General features: G+C 71.3%; 23 protein-coding genes and 1 pseudogene. 20 read left to right on the top strand and 4 right to left on the bottom strand.

Going from position 1 to position 24,291, the window contains the following annotated elements:
* Positions 1 to 186: 186 nt before the first annotated feature.
* The 4 genes from AB0E24_RS07680 to AB0E24_RS07665 all read left to right on the top strand — a co-directional run bounded on the left by AB0E24_RS07680 (position 187) and on the right by AB0E24_RS07665 (position 4,575).
* Entirely contained in the window at positions 187 to 885 is a 699-nt protein-coding gene (locus AB0E24_RS07680; RefSeq protein ID WP_359375408.1) for a phosphatase PAP2 family protein, read from the top strand.
* A 5-nt stretch (positions 886 to 890) separates the two neighbouring features.
* Positions 891 to 1,580, top strand: a complete 690-nt coding sequence (locus AB0E24_RS07675) for a response regulator (protein ID WP_069860927.1) — start codon at positions 891 to 893, stop codon at positions 1,578 to 1,580.
* Positions 1,577 to 3,502, top strand: coding sequence for a GAF domain-containing protein (locus AB0E24_RS07670; protein ID WP_359375406.1), 1,926 nt, complete (start codon positions 1,577 to 1,579; stop codon positions 3,500 to 3,502). Before AB0E24_RS07675 ends, AB0E24_RS07670 begins: the two co-directional genes overlap by 4 nt.
* 71 nt (positions 3,503 to 3,573) lie before the next feature.
* Positions 3,574 to 4,575 (top strand): polyprenyl synthetase family protein, encoded by a 1,002-nt coding sequence (locus AB0E24_RS07665; protein ID WP_359375404.1) that lies wholly within the window; start codon positions 3,574 to 3,576, stop codon positions 4,573 to 4,575.
* Here the strand turns inward: AB0E24_RS07665 and AB0E24_RS07660 are convergent.
* Genes AB0E24_RS07660 through AB0E24_RS07650 form a run of 3 tightly spaced genes read right to left on the bottom strand, consistent with a single transcriptional unit; the run spans position 4,560 to position 6,322 of the window.
* A complete protein-coding gene (locus tag AB0E24_RS07660) occupies positions 4,560 to 5,753 on the bottom strand; it encodes a glycosyl hydrolase family 8 (protein WP_359375402.1) in 1,194 nt (397 codons plus the stop codon). The two genes, AB0E24_RS07665 and AB0E24_RS07660, sit on opposite strands and share 16 nt — an antisense overlap.
* The gene (locus AB0E24_RS07655; protein ID WP_167459922.1) at positions 5,750 to 5,920 is read right to left on the bottom strand and encodes a hypothetical protein; all 171 of its coding nucleotides are present in this window, start codon (positions 5,918 to 5,920) and stop codon (positions 5,750 to 5,752) included. The genes AB0E24_RS07660 and AB0E24_RS07655 overlap by 4 nt, the downstream gene beginning before the upstream one ends.
* A gap of 45 nt (positions 5,921 to 5,965) precedes the next feature.
* On the bottom strand, positions 5,966 to 6,322 hold the full coding sequence (locus AB0E24_RS07650; RefSeq protein WP_069860932.1) for a PRC-barrel domain-containing protein: 357 nt from the start codon (positions 6,320 to 6,322) through the stop codon (positions 5,966 to 5,968).
* Positions 6,323 to 6,504: 182 nt separating this feature from the next.
* On the opposite strand from AB0E24_RS07650, the pseudogene AB0E24_RS07645 reads away from it, so the two are divergent.
* Positions 6,505 to 6,579, top strand: a pseudogene (locus tag AB0E24_RS07645) (hydrophobic protein); the annotation flags it as partial.
* A 118-nt stretch (positions 6,580 to 6,697) separates the two neighbouring features.
* Here AB0E24_RS07645 and AB0E24_RS07640 read toward each other — a convergent pair.
* Positions 6,698 to 7,591, bottom strand: coding sequence for an RNA polymerase sigma factor SigF (locus tag AB0E24_RS07640; protein WP_359375399.1), 894 nt, complete (start codon positions 7,589 to 7,591; stop codon positions 6,698 to 6,700).
* Positions 7,592 to 7,957: 366 nt separating this feature from the next.
* Between AB0E24_RS07640 and AB0E24_RS07635 the strand changes: the two genes are divergently transcribed.
* The 15 genes from AB0E24_RS07635 (at position 7,958) to AB0E24_RS07565 (ending at position 24,283) form a co-directional block, all read left to right on the top strand.
* The gene (locus AB0E24_RS07635; protein ID WP_069860934.1) at positions 7,958 to 8,335 is read left to right on the top strand and encodes an ArsR/SmtB family transcription factor; all 378 of its coding nucleotides are present in this window, start codon (positions 7,958 to 7,960) and stop codon (positions 8,333 to 8,335) included.
* A gap of 143 nt (positions 8,336 to 8,478) precedes the next feature.
* Positions 8,479 to 9,201 carry a DUF4232 domain-containing protein gene (locus AB0E24_RS07630; protein ID WP_359375396.1) on the top strand — a complete coding sequence of 241 codons (723 nt, stop codon included), beginning with the start codon at positions 8,479 to 8,481 and terminating at the stop codon, positions 9,199 to 9,201.
* A 203-nt stretch (positions 9,202 to 9,404) separates the two neighbouring features.
* Entirely contained in the window at positions 9,405 to 9,875 is a 471-nt protein-coding gene (locus AB0E24_RS07625) for a MarR family winged helix-turn-helix transcriptional regulator (RefSeq protein ID WP_069860935.1), read from the top strand.
* 37 nt (positions 9,876 to 9,912) lie between these two features.
* The gene (locus tag AB0E24_RS07620; protein WP_359375394.1) at positions 9,913 to 11,442 is read left to right on the top strand and encodes an MFS transporter; all 1,530 of its coding nucleotides are present in this window, start codon (positions 9,913 to 9,915) and stop codon (positions 11,440 to 11,442) included.
* Positions 11,443 to 11,445: 3 nt separating this feature from the next.
* Positions 11,446 to 12,636 carry a M24 family metallopeptidase gene (locus AB0E24_RS07615; protein ID WP_359375392.1) on the top strand — a complete coding sequence of 397 codons (1,191 nt, stop codon included), beginning with the start codon at positions 11,446 to 11,448 and terminating at the stop codon, positions 12,634 to 12,636.
* The gene (locus AB0E24_RS07610; RefSeq protein ID WP_079258134.1) at positions 12,633 to 13,694 is read left to right on the top strand and encodes a hypothetical protein; all 1,062 of its coding nucleotides are present in this window, start codon (positions 12,633 to 12,635) and stop codon (positions 13,692 to 13,694) included. Before AB0E24_RS07615 ends, AB0E24_RS07610 begins: the two co-directional genes overlap by 4 nt.
* Positions 13,691 to 14,770, top strand: a complete 1,080-nt coding sequence (locus AB0E24_RS07605; RefSeq protein ID WP_069860939.1) for an ornithine cyclodeaminase family protein — start codon at positions 13,691 to 13,693, stop codon at positions 14,768 to 14,770. Before AB0E24_RS07610 ends, AB0E24_RS07605 begins: the two co-directional genes overlap by 4 nt.
* 86 nt (positions 14,771 to 14,856) lie before the next feature.
* Complete coding sequence (locus AB0E24_RS07600) at positions 14,857 to 15,432, top strand: LeuD/DmdB family oxidoreductase small subunit (RefSeq protein WP_359375389.1); 576 nt, start codon at positions 14,857 to 14,859, stop codon at positions 15,430 to 15,432.
* Entirely contained in the window at positions 15,429 to 16,706 is a 1,278-nt protein-coding gene (locus AB0E24_RS07595) for a 3-isopropylmalate dehydratase large subunit (protein WP_102935066.1), read from the top strand. The genes AB0E24_RS07600 and AB0E24_RS07595 overlap by 4 nt, the downstream gene beginning before the upstream one ends.
* Complete coding sequence (locus tag AB0E24_RS07590; RefSeq protein WP_359375386.1) at positions 16,703 to 17,953, top strand: 3-isopropylmalate dehydratase large subunit; 1,251 nt, start codon at positions 16,703 to 16,705, stop codon at positions 17,951 to 17,953. The genes AB0E24_RS07595 and AB0E24_RS07590 overlap by 4 nt, the downstream gene beginning before the upstream one ends.
* The gene (locus tag AB0E24_RS07585; protein WP_100806863.1) at positions 17,950 to 18,450 is read left to right on the top strand and encodes a LeuD/DmdB family oxidoreductase small subunit; all 501 of its coding nucleotides are present in this window, start codon (positions 17,950 to 17,952) and stop codon (positions 18,448 to 18,450) included. The genes AB0E24_RS07590 and AB0E24_RS07585 overlap by 4 nt, the downstream gene beginning before the upstream one ends.
* A 183-nt stretch (positions 18,451 to 18,633) precedes the next feature.
* Positions 18,634 to 19,590: a LysR family transcriptional regulator gene (locus tag AB0E24_RS07580; RefSeq protein WP_069860943.1), complete on the top strand. Its 957-nt coding sequence runs from the start codon at positions 18,634 to 18,636 to the stop codon at positions 19,588 to 19,590.
* A gap of 208 nt (positions 19,591 to 19,798) precedes the next feature.
* Positions 19,799 to 21,217 carry an MFS transporter gene (locus tag AB0E24_RS07575; protein WP_359375383.1) on the top strand — a complete coding sequence of 473 codons (1,419 nt, stop codon included), beginning with the start codon at positions 19,799 to 19,801 and terminating at the stop codon, positions 21,215 to 21,217.
* 52 nt (positions 21,218 to 21,269) lie between these two features.
* Complete coding sequence (locus AB0E24_RS07570; protein WP_359375381.1) at positions 21,270 to 22,964, top strand: dihydroxy-acid dehydratase domain-containing protein; 1,695 nt, start codon at positions 21,270 to 21,272, stop codon at positions 22,962 to 22,964.
* Positions 22,965 to 22,993: 29 nt separating this feature from the next.
* Entirely contained in the window at positions 22,994 to 24,283 is a 1,290-nt protein-coding gene (locus tag AB0E24_RS07565) for an FAD-dependent oxidoreductase (RefSeq protein ID WP_359375379.1), read from the top strand.
* Positions 24,284 to 24,291: the final 8 nt, after the last annotated feature.

Below are 24,291 nucleotides of genomic sequence, written 5' to 3'. Positions count from 1 at the left end.
GGCCCCCTCTGGCGCAGGGGGCCGTTCGTCGTAGCGGGCGGATCCCCCGCATGGGCCGGTACGGATGGGGGCGGGACCAGTGGGGGTCGGGCTTGGGGGGCCGGTGCGGGGTCGCCCGGGGCCGAATGGGGCAAAAAGTCCCCCTTCGGATGGAATCACGGGGATACCGAGACGGGTTTCCTCCCCATGCGAGTCCCTGGACGGATCCGGATCCGATGCCCGCTGAGCCGCGGGCACGCGATCGCCTTCCTGGTGGTCGCCGCCTGTTACGCGGCGGTCCTCGCGGCCGTGTCCAGCGGCTCGCAGCTCGTCCGGTTCGACTGGCAGGTGGCCCTGTTCAAGCCGTACAAACAGTGGCCGCAGCTCCGGCCGGTGCTGGACGCCTTCGTCATCACCGGCCAGCGCGGCCCCACCGCACTGGCCGCCCTGGCCTGGGCCGTCTGGCGCGGTCGGCGGACCGGAAGCCTGCGTCCGCCGCTGGTCGTGGGCGTGGCGCTGCTGCTGCTCAATGTGAGCGTCGGCGCCGTCAAGATCCTCACCGGGCGGCTCGGCCCGCACGAGGCCCGGATCCCCGGGACCGCCGAGCTCCTCCACGGCGGCATGGTCTTCCCCTCCGGTCACACCGCCAACGCCGTCGTCGTCTGGGGCACCCTCGCCTATCTCGCCGGCCACCACCGGCGGACCGGTGCGGCGGCCGCCTGTGTGATGGCGCTCGGCGTCGGTCTGACCACCGTCTATCTGGGCACCCACTGGGTGAGTGACGTCCTGGGCGGATGGGCGGCGGGCGTCCTCGTCCTGCTGGCCCTCCCGCTCTTCGAACCGCTGATAGCGACCGTTTCCGCGTATGTCTCCGCTCATGTGGCGGGGTACTCCATGGGCAGGTGAACCAAGTGGCGCTTCGCGTGCTGATCGCAGACGACCATGCGGTGGTCCGGCAGGGCCTGCGCATGATCCTTGGCCTCGACAACGAAATCAAGGTGGTCGGCGAGACCACCAACGGCCGGGAAGCCGTGCGGCTGGCCCGGGAGCTGTGCCCCGACGTCGTCCTGATGGATCTGCTGATGCCGGTGATGGACGGCGTATCGGCCACGGCGGAGATCCGCCAGGACCTCCCCGAGGTCGAGGTGGTGGCGCTGACCAGCTCCCTCGACGACGCCATGGTCATGGGCGCGGTCCGGGCGGGGGCCATCGGCTTCCTGCTGAAGAACGCCGAGGCCGACGACCTCCGCAACGCGGTGAAGGCCGCGGCCGCGGGCCAGATCCATGTCTCGCCCGCCGCGATCTCCCGGTTGATGGGCCAGGTCAGGGAGCCGAGCGGTCCGGAGCAGCTCACCGAGCGGGAGACCGAGGTCCTGACCATGCTCGCGCGCGGCAAGGCCAACAAGGAGATCGCCCACGATCTGCGGATCGGCCAGCAGACGGTGAAGACGTATGTGAGCCACATCCTGACCAAGCTGGGGGTGCACAGCCGGACCCAGGCGGCGGTCTACGCGGTGCAGTCCGGCCTGGTACCGGCAGGTGAGCTCACCCCTCCGGAAGCAGTCGAGTCGACGACGAGGGAGCAGTGGTGGTCGGCGTGATCAATACACGGTGGACCCCGATCCGGCGGAGGCGGAGCGCCAGCGCGCTCGCCGAGGTCACCCAACACATCCTGGCGGGCGAGACCGCCGACGCGACACTCCGGCTGATCGCCCGCCGGGTGCGTGAGCTCCTGGGCGCCGATATGGCCCGGGTGATGGTGCTGGAACCGGGCGACGTCCTGACGATACGGGCCACCGACGGCGCCCCGTGGACCGCGCCGAGCGGACCGCTGACGCCCGGCGGGTCCTCCCCCGCCCGTCAGGCGATCCGCGCCGGACGGCCCACGGTCTCCGGCGACGAACGGCGGCCGCGCCGCCGCGGCCGGGACCCCCGGCACGCGGTCCCGGCCTCGGTGCTGGACGCGCCGCTGCTGGTGCGCGGCCACCCCGTGGGGGTGATCGAGGTGGCGAACCGCGGCGGCGGGCGCGTGCTCACTCACGCCGATGTGAGCACCGTGGGGCTCTTCGCGGCGGCCGCGGGCCATGCGGTCGCCCAGATCCGGCACCGGGAACATCTGCGCCGGCTGGCGTCCGCGGCAGCCGGACCGGGCGCCTCCTGTTCCGGTTCCTCGGGGCCCTCGGGGCTTCCGGAGGCTTCCGGGTTCGCGGGGGCGTCAGGGGCTTCGGCTCCCTCGGGGGCTTCGGGTCTCCTGGGCCCTTCGGGCCGCTCGGCCTCTTCAGGTCTCCCGGGCGCTTCGGGTCCCTCGGTCCTTCCCGGTCCCGCCGGTCCTTCGGCTGCTCCCTGGGGCACGCCGGTGTCCCCCCGTCCCTCCGGCCCCTCCGTACGGCGGACCCTGGACTCCCTGGCCGCGGGCGCGGTGGCCCGTACCGGCGCCGCGAGCTGCACGGTCTATCTGCTGGAGCCCGGACCGTCGGCGAATCTGCGGCTGGTCGGCGGCGGCCACGGCCACACCCCGCCCTCGCGCAAACCGGCGCTGGAGGCGATCGCCGGCGCCGCGCCCGTCATCCACGGCGGCGGCCGTACCGGCGCGGACGGCGAGGGACCGGCGCGGGGCGCGGTGGCCGCCTGGCCGCTGCTGCGCGAATCCACCGCGATCGGCGCGATGTGCTGCCACTTCCCGCCCGGCCGCGACCCCGGCGAGGCCGACATCACGCTCCTGGAGGTGATCGCGGGGCATGCGTCCTGCGCGGTGGAGAACGACCGGCAGCGGGGGGCCACCCAGGAGAAGGCCGTCCACGAGGAGCGGCAGCGCATCTCGCGCGAGCTGCACGACTCGGTCTCGCAGGCGCTCTACGGCATCGCGCTGGGCGCCCGTACCGCTCGCGAGATGCTGGAACGCGACATCGACAGCGCCGAGCCGGTGGAGCGGACCGAGCCGGTGAGCCGGGTGGAGTTGGCGGGGCGGACCGATCCGGCGGCGGTGCACGAGACCGTCGCGGAGGTGGTGGACCTCGCCGAACTGGCCGAACTCGCCGAGCCCATCGAGTACATACGGCGGCTCGCGGACGCCGCGATCGCCGAGACCCGGACCCTGCTGTGCCGGCTGCGGCCCGAATCGCTGGAGACCGAGGGCCTGGTCGCCGCGCTCACCCAGCATGTCGAGGCGCTCCGGGCCCGGTACGGCATCGCCACCGAGGCGAAGCTGGACGCCGAACCGGAGACCACCCCGGAGGCCAAACACGCCCTGTACCGGATCGCCCAGGAGTCGCTGCACAACGTCGCCAAGCATTCGCAGGCCCGGAACGTACGGCTCCATCTGCTCAGCGAACCCGGAGCCATCACGTTGACGGTCGCCGACGACGGCGTGGGCTTCGACTGCAAGGGCTCCTTCCCCGGCCACCTCGGGCTGCTCTCCATGCGGGAGCGGGCCCGTGAGGTGGGCGGCACGCTGAACGTGGACAGCCGCCCGGGGCAGGGCAGCCGCATCCGGGCCAGGGTCCCGGCCACGCCGGACCCCTGAGCCGCCGCGCTGAGATCTGCCACCGACCGGCCGGCGACCAATCGCTAACGACATATGAGACATTTCTCTCCATGCAGCCGACCGTGCGGGACCGCGCGCTGGCGGACGGCCTCCGGGCCGGACAAGCGGCGGTGGAAGAGGGCCTGTTGCGGGCCACCAAGAGCGATGTGCCGTTCATCACCGAGGCCGCGCGGGAGCTGACGCGCTCGGCCGGACGACCGCTCCGGCCGCTGCTGGTGCTGCTGGCGGCGCGGTTCGGCAACCCCGGCGCCCCGGGCGTGGTGCCCGCCGCCGTCGTCGTCGAGCTGACCCATCTGGCCACCTACTACCACGACCACGTCCGGGGCGAGGCGGCCGCGGGGCACGGCGCCCCACGCCCGGACGCCGACTGGGACGACGACGCCAACTGGGACAACACGGTGGCGGTGCTCACCGGTGACTTCCTCTTCGCCCGCGCCTCGCACCTCCTCGCCGACCTGGGGCCACAGGCCGTACGGCTCCAGGCCCAGGCGTTCCGGCGGCAGGTCACCGGCCAGATCCTGGAGACGACCGACCCGCGCGGCGGCCGCGACCCCGTCGAACACCATCTGGAGGTGCTGGCGAGCCGGACCGGCTCGCTGACCGCCGTCTCCGGACAGCTGGGCGCGCTGGCCTCGGGGGCGGACGCCGACGTCACGGACGCCCTCGCGCGGTACGGCGAGTGGCTGGGCCTGGCGAGCCATCTCGCCGAGGAGGTGGCGACCCCCATCGCCCGCCGCCCCACCCTGCCCCTCCGGCTGCTGGCCGGTGGCGCCGACCGGGAGCTGTACGAACTGCTCACCGGACCCGCCGATCGGGCCGGATACGCGGAGGCGATGGCGCGGCTGCGCACCCACCCGGTCCTGGACCGGACCCGCGAGGAGACCGTCCGTCAGGCCGACGCGGCCCGCGCGGCCCTGTCGACGCTGCCCGACTGCCCGGCGAGGGACGCCCTGGAATCGCTCTGCGAGACGGTGACCCGGCGGGCCGCCGCGTCACCGTCGCACGGGCCGGACGCCCCTGGTTCGGCCGAGCGCCCTTACGGCACCCAGTAGTTGCGGCTGACCACCAGCATCGACTGGAGCTGTACCCCCGCCGCGTAGGCGCGGGCCGGATCGGGCGGGGAGCCGCACATACGCGCCCACAGCGCGTCCAGCCACCCCTGCGCCCCCGCACCGTCCTCATCGTCGTCTCCACCGTCCGTCATCGCGGCGACCGCGAACGGCGCGAAGAAGGCGGGCGAGCCCGGGTCACCGTAGCCCGTGCCGTCGAGCCGGTATCCGCTCCGGATCCGCGCGGGATCGCCTCCCGTCGCCGCTCTCGCCCAGCGGCTGAATCCTCGGGCGACGGCCCGGGTCCGTGCGTCGCCGCTGGTCACCGCGTCGGCGCCGAGCCGCCAGGGGTCGCGGCAGGCGTTCCAGTGGTAGTCGCCGTCATGCGGGCTCTCCAGGACCTGCCCCCGCGCGGGCCGCGGATCGCCGGACGTGGTGTCCACGACGAAGTCGGGGAGCAGCCCGGTGGCCGGGGCGTGGCGGGTGCGCAGCGCACCGGTCAGCGACAGCTGCGCGGCCAGCACCTCGTCCCACCGGGGATCGCCCGTGGCCGCCCGGAACGCCCGGAAGTGGTCCGGCATCCAGTCCGACGTGCGGGAGATCTCGTCATAGCGGCCGGATGACCAGTCGCCCAGCTTGGTGAGCCGGGTGGCGCCGTGCACCTCGCTCTCCATGACGGCGTCGATCCGCCGCAGCGCGAGCGCCCTGTAGTCGCCGTGGCCGCCGCCCCACTGCCGGTCCGCGAGCAGCAGCCCGTACGCGATGTCGAGGTCGCCGTCGGTCGCCGAGTCCCGTCCCCCGGCGTCGCGGCCACCGGCGTCCTGCTGGGCGGCGTGCAGATCGGGGTGGTTGACGGAGGGGTGGGCCAGGACATGCCGGAGGATGCCGTCGAAGAGGGCGTGGGCGTCGGGGTCGGCGCCCGCCATCAGCGCGGTGATCACCAGCCCGTAGCCCTGGGCCTCGGCGACGAAGGGGTGCGCCGCGTCGGGGGTGAGCACCGCGCACCGGCCCGGACCGCCCACCTCGTCGCCCGACCGGAGGAAGTACGCCTTCCACCGCCGGTAGTGCTCCAGGACCCGCCGGTCGGCCGCCGCCGGGTCGCCGGAGGGCCGGAGCGTACCGGGGGCGTAGGGGATGGCCCGCGCCCCGAACGGGACCCTGGCCTCGTCGCGTCCCGTCATCGGATCCGGCGCCGCCGGGACCGCCGCACGAGCCGCACCAGCCCGAGCACGATGTCGACCACCAGCACCACCGCGCCGATGATCAGCAGATAGCCCAGGCCGTGCACCACCCAGCCGATGATGCCCAGCACGATGGCCACGATCACCAGAAACAGGAAGAGCGCCACGGCCGACACCTCTCCTCGAACGTCAAGCGTCCTCGACTTCGGCCATCAGCGGCGGGCGAGCTGCCGCCCACCGCCCGGACCCGACTGGTACGACTTCCCGTAGTGCTGGAAGATCGCCCCCTCCTGCTCCGCGGGCAGCACATCGTCCATGCCGAGCGAGGGTGCCTTCTTCACCAGCGACCGCGTGTAGGAGACCCGCACATAGCCCGGCCCCAGCACGGCGTCGTCCACCGGGACGAACACCAGACGGTGACGGGTGGGCAGCCCGGTGCGGACGGTGGCCATGGCGGGCTCGTCGGTGGCCGTGGCCACGTAGATCGCCTCGAGCACACCGATCTTGCGGCCCTGCTCATCGACGACATCCTGGTCGCGCCACTCACGGATATCGGCTGGCTGGATCATGACGTATCACCCTCTGACCTCTGCCCCTCCAGCCTGCCTCCGCTCACGGTGAGACGCCACGCCATCCCTCCACCAGGAGTAATCGGACCGGTTAAGATCTGCGGCTCCGCCGCGCGGGCGCGACCGGCCACGACGGCGCCGCGGACGATCGACGGCAGGTCGGGGCACACCCAACGGAGCGCTTGGCCGTCTGGCTGCTCGGGTTCATCGTCCGGCCGACGGCCGGTGGGCGGCGCGGCCGGTGGTACCGCTGGTAGCCGGAGGAGGTACGGACAGTCCGAAGGGGCCCGGCCGGAGAAATCTCCGGCCGGGCCCCTTCGACGGGTGTTCCGTTGTGATCACCGATACGGCGGCCGTGCGATCACACGCGCGCGCCTACTCCTCGGTGAGCATTCCGCGCCGCAGCCGGCCGAGCGCACGGCTGAGCAGCCGGGAGACATGCATCTGGGAGACGCCGAGCTCGGCGCCGATCTCCGACTGCGTCATCTCCTCGCCGAACCGCATCTGGAGAATGCGGCGGTCCCGCTCACCGAGCTGCTCCATCAGCGGCTTGAGCGCGTGCAGGTTCTCCACCGCCTCCATGGCCGGGTCGACGTCGCCGAACCGGTCCGCGTACGTGGTCACGCGCGCGGCCCCGGTCTCCTGGTCGGCGGGCGCGTCCAGCGAGGTGGTGAGATAGCCGTTGCTGGCCACCAGCCCGTCGATGACCTCGTCCTCGGTCAGCTGAAGGTGCTCCGCGAGCTCGGCCGTGGTGGGCGAGCGGTCCAGCCGCTGGAACAGCTCCTCGTTCGCCTTGGCGAGATCGATCCGCAACTCCTGGAGCCGGCGGGGCACATGCACCGCCCAGCTGGTGTCCCGGAAGAACCGCTTGATCTCACCGACGATGTAGGGGACCGCGAAGGTCGTGAACTCCACCTCGCGGCTCAGGTCGAACCGGTCGATCGCCTTGATCAGCCCTATGGTGCCGACCTGGACGATGTCCTCCATCTCCACCGAGCGGTTGTGGAACCGCCGGGCGGCGTACCGGACCAGCGAGAGATTGAGCTCGATAAGGGTGTTCCGCACGTATTGGTATTCGTGCGTCCCCTCGTCCAGCTCCGTCAGCCGGTCCAGGAACGTCTTGGTCAGCGCCCGCGCGTCCTTGGGCGCCACCTTCGCCGGATCGTCCACCAAAGGCAGATCGGCCGGTCCGGCGGTCTCAACTGTCTTCAGTGCAATGTCATTTACCCGAACATCATGTGCCTGCTCAGCTTCGGCTGCTGTCAGCATCGACATTGTCACGGGTGCCGTGTCGTTCACTGTCGCACTCCCTGTATCGGCTGCATGCATAGGCTGATTGGGGTCCCGCCTACCCACCCTCCATGTCCCCATGCCTCATTCCTCCGGACGCGCGGTGAGTCGGCCAGGACCACCAGGCCCCCGACGAGGGCCAACGCCATGAGCACGGCCCCGAAGACGGTCGTTCCCGTCGTCAGCCTCACCGCGTCACCGAGGTAACTCACCGTCACCGGCAGTACGCCCGCGGGAAGATAGGTCCGCCACGACGACTCCCCCCGACGCTAGTACGACTTCAGTCGAACCCAGCATGCAGTACGATCGGACTCGTACAGAGAGTCGCGCGACGAGGACCCGCCCATGACCCCGCACACCACCCGCCCCGCCATCCGGACGCTGTCCGAACCCCCCGACCTCCCGCCCCCGCTCCCCGAGCCGGCCGTGGAGGACATCCGGCTGGAAACGGTCCTGGCCGCCCTGAGCGACCCCCTCCGCCTCCGGATCGTGCGCAAACTGCTCCTCGAATCGGAGCGGTTCGACCACACCTGCGGCTGGTTCGGGCTCGACCGCCCCAAGTCCTCCCTCACCCACCACTTCAAGGCCCTGCGCGAGGCGGGCATCACCCGCCAGCGCCAATACGGCCTGGAGCGCCGCAGCCACGTCCGCATCGCCGACCTCAACGCCCGCTTCCCCGGGCTCCTGGACCTCGTGGCCGACTGGACCCCGCCCGAGGGATGACGGGGGTGACAGCAGGCGGGGGTGACAGCAGGGGAGGCGAGAGGGCTGACGGCACGGGCTGACGGCGAGCGTTAGCCGGACGTTAGCGAAGCGGCAGCGGTCGTTAAGGGAACGCCAGCGGCGGCCGACACCATGGATGGTGCGTGAGCAGGAACCGCACCTACCGGAAGCCCTTGGGGGTCGTCATGTCGCACCACATCCGTAACCGCCGCATCCGCAAGGCCGGGGTGGCCGCGCTGATCGCCGCCGCCTCGGCCGTCGCCCTCACCGCGTGTGGGAGCAACGACTCCTCGTCCGACGCCAAGGGGAGCTCCTCCTCCCACGCGTCGTCCTCCGCGAGGTCGTCACAGTCGGACGCCTCGGTCCACAGCCAGGCGGGCAACCAGGCGGACAAGCAGGCGGCGACCCTGGGCGGCGGGACCGACAAGGCGCGGGCGGCCACCGAATGCCAGCCGGGAACGCTGCGGGCGAAGCTGGACACGGCAGGCATCTCCCAGGCGGGGATGAACCACCGGGGGACCTTCCTGCGGGTGACGAACACCGGCGACGAGACCTGCGTCATCAGCGGCTACGCCGGAGTGGCCCTGGAGGGCGCCGGACACACCGCCATCGAGACCACCGCCCGCCACGGCAGCACCTACTTCGCCACCGACCCGGGCTCCCACCCGATCACCCTCGCACCGGGCAAGAGCGCCTGGGCCGACCTGGTGTGGACCACCACCGGCGCCTCGACCGCCCATGCGAAGTACCTCCAGATCTCCCCGACGGGCAGCAACTCCCACAGCACCGTCCCCTTCGCCCAGGACCTGGACAACGGCACCCTGTCCCTGACCGCCTGGTCCTCCAAGCCGCCCATCAACGGCTGACCGACCGCCGAAGCACGAAGAACCCCGTAGGGCTGCTGAGCAGCCCTACGGGGTTCTTCGTGCTTCGGCGGCCCGCACCGCGAACTTTCGGATCCGCGCCCGCGGAATTTCTTTGGAACGCCCCCTTGCCCCACCCATCCGGGCGGTTGTAACTTCCTCGCACAACAACACTTCGGGCACCGGACAGTATGGAGACCTAACTGATGGTGGATCACGATTCCCTTGGGCCCGCACCGGAGCCCGTCGCCACTCTCGGAGAGGTTCTTCTGGCGCTCGGCGGGCGCCTCACCCGACTACAGACGGAGATTCTCGCCGGGCTCGGACAACCGCTCACGATCCGGCAGTACCGCATCCTCTCCAGGGTCGACGCCGGAAATACCTCGCTCACTTCGCTGTCGAAACTGGCGCGCCGGAATCTCTCCACCATGTCGCAGAGCGTCGACAAACTCGTCCAGCAGGGACTGCTGACCCGGAAGACCTCCGAGAGCAGCCGTCGCACGATGCAACTCGCGCTCACCGCCGAGGGTGCCGCTGCCCTGGACGCGGGAAACCGGGCGCTGGCGAAGTTCACCTCTGAACTCACCACGCGTATGCCGCAGGAGCTCCAAGACCAAATTCTGCCGGCGCTTCAACAGTTGTTCACCGACGTCCAGGGGGACCTTGACGACCGCTGATCAAGGGGGCGTAAGCCACAAGGAGGTGGCATCGTTCGTGACCGACGCATACCCGACCGGCAGCCGACAGAAGACCGAGCACGGCTCGTCGGAACTTCTCACCGCACTGGATGACTCCGCGTTCACCAAACGGCACGGAGTCATCTATGGGACCGCACTCGCCGGGCATTTCCTCGACGGTTTCGTCATCAACACGACGGGCGTCGTCCTGCCGGGAGTCATCGCCACCTACCACATCACCAGCAAACAGGCGGGCTACCTCAGTTCGGCGCTCTTCCTCGGCATGCTGGTCGGCGCGGCGATCGCGGGAATCGTCTCCGACCGGCTGGGCCGGAAGTTCCCCCTCGCCGTCTGCCTGCTGATCTTCGCCGGCTTCTCCGTGCTGGCGGCCCTGTCGTGGAGCTATCCGTCGCTGATGGCGGCGCGGTTCTGCCAGGGCATCGGGCTCGGCGCCGAGATCGCGGTCGTACTGCCGTACATCACGGAGTTCGTACCGTCCCGGCACCGTGCGCCGCTGGTCACGACCGCCACGGCGGCCTGGCTCGTGGGGCTGCCGGTGTCCGCGCTCGTCGGCACGGCCGTCGTGCCCACGTTCGGCTGGCGCTCGATGTTCTACATCGGGATCGCGCCCGTCGTCGTCAGCGTCGTGATGCTGGCCGTCCTGCCGGAGTCGGTGCGCTATCTGCTGCGCAAGCAGCGTCATGCGGAGGCACAGCGGGTGGTATTCGCCCTGTCGACCGCGCGGCCGGCGTCGTCGGCGGCCCGGCCCGCGAACACCGCCGCGAACGTCCCGTCCGCACCTGAACAGCGCACGGCGGGCTCCGTACGGAAACTCCTCACCGGCCGCTATCTGAAATTCACGGTCTCGCTCTGGTTCATGGAACTGTGCGCCGGAGCCTTCCTCTACGGCCTTTCCACCTGGCTCCCCTCCATTCTGGAGAAGAAGGGAATCGGGCTCATCGGCAGCCTCGCCTACACGGCGATCATCACCGCGGCCGGTGTGCTGGGCGCGCTGCTCGCCGGATATGTGGCCAAACGCGTGGGACGCCGTCCTGCCATTGTCTGCGGGCTGTTGCTCAGCGGTCTTCTCTGCCTGTGGTGGGGCGCCGTCTCCACCACACTGCCCGTCATCATGATCGGCTGTGTCGCGACGTTCTTCGGCAGTGGAATAGCGGGCAGTACGCTCTTCGTCTACGCGAGCGAGCTCTATCCGACCTTCAACAGGGCCACCGGGCTCGGCTGGGCCGCCGCATGGCAGAAAGCCGGCGGGCTCGTCATTCCCACCGTCATCGGCTGGGTTCTCGCCCTGCACTCCTCCAATTACATCTTCTTCGTTCTCTTCGCGGTGATCTCACTGCTGGCCGGTATCTCCGGCCTCGTCGCCACCTTTGAAACCAAGGGAAAGACGATCGAGCAGATCGCCGCGTTCCTGGAGCCGGACCGGACGCACAACATCGGCGAAAGCCTCGTCGGCGCCGCGGCCTCCCCCTCTTCCCCCTCTTCCCCCTCTGCCCCACATCCCGTCACCGGATTCACCGCACAGTACGACCAAGAAACAGGCAGGTGAAGAATGACCACGGTCAGCGATGCAGCGACATCCGCATCGGCCACCGCGTCCGACGGCCCTGAAGCCGACTCCACGGAACGCACTCTGCGACACGCCAAAGTCCGCGCCGCCATGGCGGAGAACGGACTCGACGCCGTTCTCGCGTACGGCCCCGGCTGGCGCCGGGAGAATGTGCGCTATTTCGCCGACGCCCGCGTCACCGGCAGTTCGTCCTTCGTGCTCTTCCCCGCGTCCGGTGAGGTCGCCGCCTTCTCCACCCGCCGCAGCGACCTGCCGGAACTGCGCCGCAGGGGCTGGGTCGACAGCGCGGACACCCTCGACGTCTGGGACCCGGCGCCGCTCACCGACCGGCTGCGCGAGCTGCGGCCGCGGCGCATCGGCATCGCCCACTACGAACTGCTGCCCGCGATGCTCGCGAACGCGCTGCGCACCGCGCTGCCCGGCACCGAGATCGTCTCGGCCACCTCCCTGCTGGACGGGGTGCGGATGGTCAAGAGCGACTGGGAGCTGGCCCGGATGCGGCGCAGCGCCGCCGTATGCGCCGCCGGCTGGGACGCGTTCGTGGACGTACTGGAGCCGGGCCTGCCCGAGTACCGGATCGTCGCCGAGGTCGAGGCCCGGATCAAGGAGCTGGGCGCCGAGGACAACTTCATGCTGATCGCCTCCGGCAAGGACGAGGTGCGCGGTATGACGGCGCCGACCCCGCGGGTCCTCCAGGCCGGGGACATGGTCCGCACCGAGCTGACCCCGCAGATGGACGGCTACTGGCTCCAGATCTGCCGCTCCGCCGTCGTCGGGAAGCCGAGCGAGGGCCAGTACCGCTCGTTCGACCTGTTCAACGAGGCCGTGGAGGCCGGTATGGCGGCGGTGCGCCCCGGCGTCACCGCGCACGACGTGGCCAAGGCGCAGAACGACGTCTTCCGTGCGCACGGCTACGGCGAGTACTGCACGAGCCAGTACACCCGGGTCCGCGGCCACGGTCACGGTCTGCACCTGGACGAGACCCCGATCATCGAGGGCAACGAGACCGTCCTGCCCGAGAACGCGGTCTTCATCATCCACCCCAACACCTTCACCCCGCTGGCCGGATACCACGTGCTCGGCGACCCGGTGCGGGTGACGGCCGACGGCTGCGAAGTGCTGATCTCCACCGAACGCAAGCTGTTCCACAGCGAGAAGGGGGTGTCGGCGTGAAGCGCGGACTCGTGGTGCTCGACCCGGCCGAGGTTCCTGCCGACGAGTGGCAGGCGCGCACGGCCGCCGTCCAGGCCGACCTCGCCGCCCAGGGCGTCGATGTGGCGCTGGTGTACGGCGATGTCTTCGCCTCCGACGACATCGCCCATCTGACCAACCTCTGCATCTACTGGAACGAGGGCATGCTCGCCGTGCCCGCCTCCGGCGAGACGGTCTTCCTGACGAAGCTGTCGCCGCGCGTCCACCCCTGGATGCGGCGGATCTCCACCGTCGAGCGCATCGAGAGCGGTCGCGGCTTCGGCGCGCTCGTCACCAAGCTGCTCGGCGAGCGGCCCGCGGGCACGGTGGGCCTGGCCGACGCGGCGCGCTGGCCCGCGGCGATCGTGGACGAGGTGCGCGCCGCCCTGCCGGGCTGGCAGGTGCGGGAGCTGCCGGGCCTGGTCGGCGACCGGCGCGCCGTGGTCTCCGAGCATGAGCTGGCGCTGCTGCGCACCGGCGCGGAGGTCGTCGGACGGGCGGCGCACGAGGCGTGTGGCGCGGGCCTGACGCCCTTCGCCCGCACGGCCACGGTCGAGCGGATCGTACGTGGCGCGGGGTTCCTCGACGTCCAGACCAACACCACCCAGGCGCCGGACGGCGTGGTGGGCGTCCAGGTCACCGGCCAGTACCGGACCGGCTGGCTGCACGCCGCGCGCCTCGCCGGCGCCGAGGACAGCGCCTGGGCCGGCACGCTGCGCGCCGCGCTGGACGCGGCCGTCGATGCCGCCAGGGCGGGCGCGACGGGCGAGACGCTCGCGGAAGCCGCCGCCCCCGCGCTCGCGAAGCTGCCGGAAGGCACCGACGCACAGGTGCGCTGGGTCAACCAGACCGACCTCGCGTCGGCCGGTGAGTACCGCAGGCGCGCCGCCTCGGACCCGCTGCCCGCCGGGGCCGTCGTCGCCGTCACCGTCGATGTGCTCTTCGCCGCGGGCGACTACGCGGCGCTCGCCGACACCGTGCTCGTCACCGAGGGCGGCGCGCGGAACCTGACCGGCACGCACGAGGAGGCCGCGAAGTGAGGATCCTGTCCAACGACGACATCCAGAAGGTGCTGACCGCCGAGGAGTGCCTCGACACGCTGGCCACCGCCTACCGGGAGCTGTCCCGCGGCCAGGGCGCCAACCGCCCCCGCAACCACACGTACTTCCCGGTCAAGGACGACCGCTGGCCCGGCTTCGGCTTCCGCTTCAAGTCGCAGGAGGGCGGCAACGTCTCCAGCGGCGTATGGGCCCTGCGGATCACCTCCGACATGGCGGGCGTCGAGACCCTGCCGAGCGGTGTGCAGCGCCGCCGGCTGATCCCGGCGGCCCCCGGCAAGCGGTACGTGGGCCTGGTGACCCTCTACAGCCTCACCACACTGGAGCCGCTGGCGATCCTGCACGACAGCTTCGTGCAGAAGATGCGGGTCGGCGCCACCTCGGCGCTCGGCATCCGTGAGCTGTCCCGCGAGGACGCCACGGTGGCCGGGATGTTCGGCTCGGGCTGGCAGGCAGAGGCGCATCTGGAGACGCTGCTGCTGGTGCGCCCCGGGATCGAGGAGGTGCGGGTCTACAGCCCGACACCGGAGAACCGCGAGCGGTTCGCGGCGACGTGGAGCGAGCGCACGGGCCGCAGGATCGTCCCGGTCTCCGACCGCAGGGACGCCGTGTCGGGCTGTCAGATCGTCACCTGCGCGACGGCCGCGATGGATCCGTGCTTCGACGGCGCCTGGCTCGACCCGGGCACCCATGTCACGGCGATCACCTCGCCCGACGGCACGGCGACCCGCCGTGAGCTGGACGACACGACCTTCGACCGGGCCGACCGGATCACCGTCCTCTCCCGCGAACAGGTCCACCACGACAAGCAGTTCGACATCCTCGGGCCGGTCGAGCGCGGCCGGCTCGCCTGGGACGACATCCGCGAACTCGGCGAACTGCTGCTCGGCGACGCACCGGGCCGCACCTCCCCCGACGACATCACCGTGTTCGCCAACAACACCGGTATGGGCGTGCAGTTCGCCGCGGTGTGCGCACGTGCCCTGGAACTCGCCGAGCGGGAGGGCCTGGGCCACGAGGTGCCGACGGACTGGTTCCTGGAGGAGACCAGCCCCTGATCCGGGCCCGCGTACCGGCAGGCCCGCCCTCTCCCCCCGGCGGGCCTGCCGCCCGGCCACGGACGACAAAAGGAGAACCACACACCATGAGCACACCGACCCAGGACGCCGCCGCGGACGCGGCGGCCGGCCGCCATCGCGTCGGCGGCCCCACCATCACCTTCGGCGAGAGCGTCAACACCGACGTCATCATCCCGGGCCGCTACCTCGTCAGCATCGACCCCGCGGAACTCGCCGAGCACGCCTTCGAGCCGCTCGGCCCCGAGGTGCAGCAGCGGCTGCGGGCCAGCAGGATCGTCGTCGCGGGACGCAACTTCGGCTGCGGCAGCGCCCGCGAGCAGGCCGCCACATGTCTGATCGGCGCGGGCGTCCAGGCCGTCGTCGCGGCCTCGTTCTCCCGGGTGTTCTTCCGCAACGCCATCAACACCGGCCTGGTCGCCGTGGAGTGCCCCGACGCGGTCGCGGCGCTCAAGGCCGCCGGTGGCGAGGGCGACATGTGGGTGGACTACGACGCCGGCACGGTCGAGGTCGCGGGCCGGACCTTCCACTTCGCGCCGTACCCGCAGGGCCTCAAGGACATCCTCGACGACGGCGGCCTCATCCCGCATCTGATGCGGGACTCCGCACCCAGTACGACAGAACAGGAGGGGGCGGCCCGATGACCACCACCGCACCCAGGACGTTCGCGCAGAAGGCGATCGAGCGCGCGTCGGGCGAGAGCGGTCTCGCCCCCGGACAGATCGTGGACGCCTACCCGGACGTCTATATGAGCCACACGGCCAGCTGGCGCTGCATCCGCACGCTGGAGCGCATGGGAGTCGACACGCTGTACGACCCCGACCGGGTGGCCATGGTGATGGACCACATCTCGCCCGCGATGAACGCCAAGACGGCCGCCGACCACCGGCTGTGCCGCGAGTTCGCCGACCGTATGGGCATCAAGAACTTCTACGACGTCAACGCGGGCATCGCGCACATCGTGCTGATGGAGAACGGCCTCATCCGCCCGGGGCAGTTCGTCATCGGCACCGACTCCCACTCCACGATCTACGGCGCGCTCGGCGCGTTCGGCACCGGCGTCGGCTTCAGCGAGATCACGGCGGCCTGGGTCACGGGCAAGCTGTGGGTGAAGGTACCGGAGTCGGTCCGTATCGAGATCGAGGGCGAGCTGCCCGCGGGCAGCTACGCCAAGGACGTCATGCTGAAGCTGATCGGCGACCTCGGCGCCGACGGGCTCACCTACTGCTCGGCCGAGTTCGGCGGCTCCTACGTCCGCTCCCGCTCGGTGTCCGAGCGGATGACGTTCTGCAACCTCGCCATGGAGATGGGCGCCAAGAACGCCTATGTGGCACCCGACGCCACCACCCGCGCCTACCTCGCCGACGAGGCGGGCGTCGGCGCCGACGGCTACGAGGAGCTGCTGCCCGACGAGGGGGCCGACTACCGGCAGACGGTCACGCTCGACGGCACCGCCCTCACCCCGAAGATCGCCGTCCCGCACACCGTGGACAACGTCGTGGACGTCGACGAGGTCAGCGGCACCCGTCTCGACCAGGTCTTCATCGGCTCCTGCGCCAACGCCAAGTACGACGACCTGGAGATCGCGGCCGGTGTCCTCAAGGGCCACAAGATCGCCCACGGGGTGCGCCTGGTGGTGACCCCCGCGTCCAGCGCGGTCATGGCGAAGGCGTCCGAGACCGGTGTGCTGGCCACCCTCGTCGAGGCCGGGGCGATGATCACCAACGCGGGCTGCGGCGCCTGCGCGGGCAACGGCGGCGCGATGGCCGACGGCGAGGCCACCCTGTCCACGGCCAACCGCAACTTCCAGGGCCGTATGGGCAGTTACCAGTCGAGCATCTACCTCGGCAGCCCGGCGACCGCCGCCGCCTCCGCGATCACCGGCGTCATCACCAACCCCGCGGAGGTGTTGAAGTGAACCTGGTCGAGAAGATCCTCGCGCGGGCGAGCGGCAAACCGTCCGTGGAGCCCGGCGAGATCGTCATCGCCGAGGTGGACATGCTGCTGATGCACGACCTCAGCGGCTATCTCACCTCCGGCGTCTACGACAAGCAGGTCGGTCTGCCGATCCCGCACCCCGAGCGCACCCTGATGGTCTTCGACCACCACTACTCGCCGCCCACCGAGCAGCAGGCCGATGTGCTCCACCACAACCGCGAGTGGGCCCGCCGCACCGGTATCAACCTCCTGGACTGCGGCAACGGCAACCTCCACCACGCCGCGGTGCGCGGCGGCTTCGTCAAGCCCGGCATGATCGTCGTCGGCTCCGACAGCCACACGCCCGTGCACGGCGCGCTCGGCGCCCTCGCCGTGGCGCTCGGCAACGACTCGCACGCCGGCACGGTCCTCCCGTACGGCAAGGCGTGGTTCCGGGTGCCCGAGACCGTGCGGATCGAGCTGACGGGGGAGCCACGGCTCGGCACGACGCCCCGGGACATCGCCCTGTGGCTGACCGCGGAGATCGGCGAGGGCACGATGAACTACAAGGCGCTGGAGTTCACCGGGCCCTACGTCAAGCAGCTGGCCTTCTGGGACCGCTGGCTGTTCCCGCTGCTCTGCGTGGACCTGGGCGCCAAGAGCAGCTACGTGGAGCCCGACGAGGTCACCGAGGCGTTCGTGCGCACTCTGCCGGGCGGCCTGCCCTACGACCTGCCGCGCGGTGACGGCGGCGAGGCCGCGACCGTGCTGCGGTACGACGTGAGCGATGTGGTGCCCCAGGTCGCCTGCCCGCCGACGGTCGGCAACGCCAAGGCCGTCTCGGACGTGGCCGGCCGCCAGGTGCGGTACGCGGAGCTCGGCGGCCACGGCGGCGGCCGGATCGAGGACATCAGGACGGCCGCCGAGGTGCTGCACGGCCACACCGTCCACCCGGACACCCGTTTCAACATCGTGCCGTCGAGCCGCGAGGTGTTCGCGCAGGCCGTGCGGGAGGGTCTGGTGCTCGCGCTGCACGAGGCCGGCGCCACGTGGTTCCCGCCGAGCACCGGCTCCAACCAGGCCATCAACATGGGCGCGATGGCGGCGGGCGAGGCCATGATCTCCACCCATGCCCGCAACTTCCCCGGGCGCAACGGCAGCACCCGGGCCGAGATGTACCTGGCGTCCGCGCGGACCGTGGCGGCGTCGGCCGTGGCGGGCGAGATCGCCGAGAGGAGCACCCGGTGAGGTTCGAGGGCAGGAGCTGGACGTTCGGGGACAACATCCCGACGGACCGGCTCGTGAAACCGCAGTACGTGTTCGAGCCCGTGGAGGTCATGGCGCAGCATGTGCTGGAGGACCTGGACCCGGAGTTCCCCCTCCAGGTCGCCGCGGGCGACATCGTGGTGACCGGACGGCACTTCGGCCAGTCCTCCGGCCGCGCCATCGCGACCAAGGCGCTCAAGGGCACCGGCATCGGCTGTGTGGTCGCCGAGTCCTTCGCCCGCACCTTCTACCGCAACTGCTTCGAGGTGGGGCTGCCCGCCATCGAGGTGCCCGGCATCAAGGACCTGGTGAACCGGGGCGACGTGCTCTCGGTCGACCTCTCGGCCGGCGAGGTGGTCAACACCACGACGGGCGCACGGGCCACCGGCTCGCCCGCGGACCCGTTCCTGATCGACATGCTGGAGGCCGGCGGCCTGATCGCGCTCGCGGCGAAGCGCCCGGAGCTGTTCGGCACCTGATTCCGGCATCTGATTTCGGCACCAGATTTCGGCATCTGATGGGGACGCCGTCGGCACGCCGCCGGCCCGGCACCGCGGCCGCGGACCGACGGCCGGCGGCCGCCGGGACGGCCCCGGCCGACCGGACATCCCCGGAGCGGAGGATGGAAAGAGCCGGCCTGCCTGCGGCAGAATCCCGAGCCCATGAGCCCACGGCAGTCCCGCCCCACGCACCTCGCCAACCTCGACCTCAACCTCCTGGTGACGCTCCGAGCGCTGCTGCGCGAGCGGAACGTCACCCGGGCCGCCCGGAACCTCGGCGTCACCCAGCCCGCCGTCAGCGCGGCGCTGTCCCGGCTGCGCCGGCATTTCGGGGACGAGCTGCTCGCCCGGGTACACGGCGCCTACGTCCTGACGCCGCTCGCCGCGCAGCTGGCCGGGCAGGTCGAGACGGTGTGCGCGGCCGCCGAAAGGCTCTTCGCGACCGGCAGGGCGTTCGACCCCGCGACCACCGAGCGGGAGTTCACCCTGCTGATGGCCGACTACCCGGCGACGGTCCTGGACCCCCCGCTGTCCCGGCTGTTCGACCACGAGGCACCCCATGCGGCGCTCCACCTCCAGCTCATCAGGGAGACCCTGGGCAGTGGCGCGGGCGACGCGATCCGGCTCGTCGACGCCATGGTCTCCCCGCCGCTCGGCCACTTCCGCACCCCGGGGGTCGCGTCGGTTCCGCTCTTCCACGACCGGTGGGTCTGCGTCGCGTCCGCCGGCAATCCGCTGTGCGAGGCCGAGTCGTTCGGCATCGAGGACCTGGCGCGGCTGCCGTGGGTGGTGCCCTACCACCGGGACGAGGGCTACCCCTCGGCCGCTCCGGCGACCCGGCAGCTGACCGCCCTGGGCATCCGGCCGCGCATCGCCGTACGCGTGGAGAGCTACCGGGCCGTACCCGACTTCATCACCGGAACGCGGCGGGTGGCGCTCGTTCCGGAGCGGCTCGCCGCACCGATCGCGTCCGCGCACGGGCTGCGCACGCTCACCTGCCCGGTACCGCTCGATCCGCTGGAAGAGCATCTGTGGTGGGACGCGAGCCACGACGAGGACCCGGCGCACAGCTGGCTGCGCGACCTGATGGTCCGCGCCGCGGCCTGCCTCGACGCATAAACGCCGTTGATGCCGCCCAGTCGAACGCTCTATTGACCTGGGCATTCCCTCCGGTGAAGCGGGCTGCCTACGGTGCGGGGCACGCGATGAGAGCCGCCTTCGCGGCACAGCCCCCTTCCCCAGGAGCCCTCATGCCCCATGCCCTGACAGAGCTGTGGTCATCACCCGCGTCCCCATCGTGGCCGGCCCCGACGGCGAGGAGACGGCCATGAGCGCCACCCGACCCGTCGTGGAAGTGGCCCCGATCGTCGAGCGCCAGCGCGCCAGCCGCTACTGGCTGCTGATGTACGCCGTCTGCTGTCTGATCACCTTTCTCGACGGCTTCGACTTCCAGATCCTGTCGTTCGCCGCCACCTACATCCGCAAGGACTTCGGGTTCACCGGGACCCAGCTCGGCACCCTGGCCACGGTCGGTCTCTTCGGCACCATGATCGGCGCGCTGATCATGGGCTATCTGGCGGACCGTATCGGGCGCCGTCCCACCATCGTCGCGTCCGTCGCCGGTTTCGGCCTCTTCATGCTCGGTTTCGCCTATGCGGACACCTACGCCCACCTGTTCGCCCTGCGGTTCGTCTCCGGGCTCTTCCTCGGCGGGGTGCTCCCGCTGACCTGGGCCCTGGCGGCCGAGTACGCGCCGAAGCGGTTCCGGGTGACCGCCGTCTCCATCATCATGGTCGGCTACACGCTCGGCGGCGCCGCCGGTGGTCCCGTCTCCAACTGGCTGATCCCCGAGTACGGCTGGCGATCGGTGTTCGTCGTCGGCGGCGTCTGCTCCCTGCTCACCCTCCTCGCGGTGCTGCCGCTGGTGCCCGAGTCGGTGAAGTTCCTGGTGCTGAAGGCCCGCCCCGGCAGCGATGAGCGCGTTTCCCGCATCCTGCGCCGCTTCCAGCCGGGCCTGTCCATCGAGCCCGGGACCCGCTTCACCACCGAGGCCCAGGAGCAGGCGCACTCGGGGAAGCGGTTCACCCCCACCCAGCTCTTCCGCGGCCACCTCGCCGCCATCACACCCCTGCTGTGGCTGGTCTACCTCCTCTCCTCGGCGCTGATCTACTTCCTGGTCTTCTGGACCCCGATGATCAACGAGCAGATGGGCTTCAGCGTGAGCGCGGCCGCCACCATCGCCGCCCTGGCGAGCGTCGCGGGCGCCGTGGCGCAGCTGTTCATCAGCCGGTTCGTGGACCGCAAGGGCGCGGGCATCATCCTGTGGATGCCGCTCGCGGCCGTCGTCTGCATGCTGACACTGGGCACCGGAGTTCTCGGCCCGGCCGTCTACGTCGCCTTCGTCATCGGCGCCAAGATGTTCGTCAACGGCGGCCATGGCGGTATCACCAGCATCGCCGGCACCTTCTACCCGACGGGCATCCGCGCCAACGGCGCCGCCTGGGCCTCCTCGGTCGCCAAGGTCGGCGCCATGGTCGGCCCCTGGCTCGGCGGCGTCATCCTCGACGCCGGTCTCGGGGCACACGGCGCGTTCACCGTGTTCGCGGCCTGCCCTGCCGTGATGGTGCTGGTGCTGTTCGTGCTCGGCCGGGTCCAGCGCCGGCTGCCGGCCGAGGCGGAGGGGGCGCTGTCCGTGGAAGCACCCACGACCGGCGTGACTCCGGTGAGAACGGCGGCCCCCTCCTGACCGACGCCTTGGCCACAGAAGCGACCACGAAGAACGAGGAAGGAGTCAAGGGATGTCCACCGAGCCGCGCAGCAATCATCCGGTCGGGTCGTCTCGCTGGGCGACGACGCGTACGCAGTGGAAGGCGCTGGGCTACGACGACGAGGAGATCCGCCGGCCCAAGATCGCCATCGTCAACTCCTCTTCCGGGCTCGCGCCGTGCTTCGCCCATCTCGACGAGGTCGCGGAGGCCGTCCGCCGGTCGGTGTACGACGCCGGCGGGCTGGGCTTCGAGATCCGCACCGTCGCGCCCACCGACTTCATCATGGCCGCCGGCCGGGGCGGCGGGTATGTGCTCTCGGGCCGCGACCTGGTGTCCTACGACATCGAGGCGGTTGTCGAGGGCGCGCGGCTCGACGGGATGATCTGCCTCGCGTCGTGCGACAAGACGACACCCGGTCAGCTGATGGCGGCCGCGCGGACCGACGTCCCCACCGTGATCGTCGCCTGCGGCTACCAGAGCTGCGGTGTCCTCGACAACGGCCGCCGCGTCGACATCGAGGAGGTCTTCGCCGATGCCGGCAAGCTCGCCGCGGGCGCCATCGGCTTCGACGACCTCTGCCGGATGTCCGACCGCGCCATCACCGGCCCCGGTGTCTGCCAGGGGATGGGCACCGCCAACACCATGCACATCGTCGCCGAGGCGCTCGGCATGGCGCTGCCCGGCTCGGCCCCCACCCAGGCCAACAGCGAGACGATGTGGGCGGCCGCGCGGGCGGCGGGACCGGTCGTCATGGCCGCCGTCGAGGCTGACCGGCGCCCCAGCTCGGTCATGACGCCCGCCGCGTTCCGCAACGCGGTGACGGCGGTCATCGCGGTCAGCGGCTCGATCAACGCGGTCAAACATCTGGAGGCGATCGCCGCGGAGTCGCCGTACGACATCGATGTCCACCGGCTCTTCGAGGAGATCGGGCGGGATGTCGGCCCGATAGCCGCGGTCCAGCCCAACGGGCCCACGACCATCGACGAGTTCGACGCCGCGGGCGGCGCCCGGGGCGTGCTCCGGCAGCTCGGCGACAGGATCGGCGGCTCGGCCATCACGGTCTCGGGCACATCGATGGCCGAGGCCGTCGCCGGTGCCCCCGTCGACGCGGAGGTGATCCGCGCCGAACCGATGCGCCCCGAGTCCACCATCGTCGTGATGCGCGGCAATCTGTGCCCCGACAGCGGAATCGTGAAGCTGTCGGTCACCGAGAACCGGGCCCGCACCTTCCGCGGTGCGGCGCGCGTCTTCGAGTCCGCGCCGGAGGCCACCGAGGCGATCGAGCGCGGCGAGGTGCTGCCGGGCGAGGTCCTTGTGCTGCGGGGTCTTGGCGTCACCGGCACACCGGGGATGGGCATGGCCTCCAACGTGGTCTTCGCGCTGGCCGGTTCCGGCCTGAGCGAGCGAGTGGCGTTCGTGACCGACGGGCAGCTCTCGGGCCTCGTCAACAAGGGCGTCGTCGTCGGCGAGATCTCCCCGGAGGGAGGCGTGCCGGGCCCGCTGGGGACCGTCCGCACCGGTGACGAGATCGCGATCGACGTCCCGAACCGGACCGTCGACCTCCTGATCGACGCCGAAGAGCTGAACCGCCGGATCGAGGCGTACGCCGAAACACGCGCGCCACGGACCTGGCCGGCGCGGCCCGGCTCCTGGCTCGGTGTGTACGCCGGGGCCGTGGAGCCGCTCGACCGGGGCGCCACGCTGCGCCGGCCCGCCGCCAACTGACCAACCACCTTCCGGGAGAAGACCACACCATGCCCCACCCCCTGTCCGATCTCGTCGTCCACACGGTCACCAAGCCGGCCGACGCTCCGGCCGAACGGCTCGACGCCGACATCCTCGTCGTCGGCGCCGGTATCGCCGGGCTCTCGGCGGCCATCCAGGCGCGCCGCCTCGGCCGCGATGTCGTCCTGGTCGACGCGCTCCCGGTCCTCGGCGGCCAGTGCGTCAATTCGATGATCGGGCTCTTCTGCGGGATCTACGGCAACGCGCCCGACTACCGCCAACTCACCCACGGCATCTTCGGCGAGCTCTTCGCGGCGCTGGAGAAGACCGACGACCTCCACTACAACCGCACCCACACCCAGACGGTGACCTACGACGAGGTCGCCCTCGGCCGCTGGTTCGAGAACATCGTGGACGAGCTCGGCATCCGGGTGGTCCTCGGCGCCTCCGTCAGCGGCGTCGGGATCGAGGGCGGCGTCATCGAGCGGGTCGACTTCGCCACGCGCTTCGGCCCGGTGAGCGTCACCGCCCGCGGTGTCGTCGACGCGACCGGCGACGCGGCGCTCGCCTGGGAGGCGGGGCTGCCCTGCCAGGTCCCGGACCGTACCGTCTGGGGCTCCCAGCAGATCCGGCTGGAGGGGCTGGACGAGTCCGGCAAACCGGAGCCCGCCGAGCTGGTGGCCCGGGTCGATGAGAAGGCCGCCCAGTACGGCCTGGTCCGCCGTGACGGGCTCGCGTTCTTCTTCCCCGGCCGCGACACGGCGGTGATGAACATGACCCATGTCGAGGCCCCCTTGGGCGCGGTCGAGGCCGCCGACGCGCAGCTGCGGGGCCGCGCCCAGGCGGACCGGGTCGTGGAGTTCCTCCGGCGGGAGTTCCCGGCGGCGTTCCGCAACGCGCGGGTCCGCGCCTATGGGTTCCCGGGGCGCCGGCAGACCCGCTGGCTCGCCGCCGCCCACCGGCTGACCCTGGACGAGGTGCGGGGAGAGACGAGGTTCGAGGACGCCGTCGCCCGGACCGCCTGGCCGGTCGAGCTGCACGACCGGGTCGAGGGCTACGTCTGGGAGACCTTCGGCCCCGACCACGTCCACTACGTCCCGCTGCGCAGCATGCTCTCGCCACGGGCGCGCAACCTCGTGGCCGCGGGCCGCTGTGTCGACGGGGACGCCGCCGCGCTCTCGAGCGTCCGGGTGATGGGTCCGTGCTCGGCGATGGGCCTCGCCGCCGCGCACGCCCTCGATCTGACCCTGGGCGAGGACGTCCACCAGATCGATCTGACGGCGCTGCGCGACCGCGTCCGCGAGAACGTCGAGGGCTGAGGAGGAGT

The organism is Streptomyces malaysiensis subsp. malaysiensis (genome assembly GCF_040653035.1).
In the GTDB taxonomy this organism is placed as follows: Bacteria; Actinomycetota; Actinomycetes; order Streptomycetales; family Streptomycetaceae; genus Streptomyces; species Streptomyces malaysiensis.
Note: the sequence above shows the minus strand (reverse complement) of the source record. Positions and strands in the feature narration are given on the sequence as shown.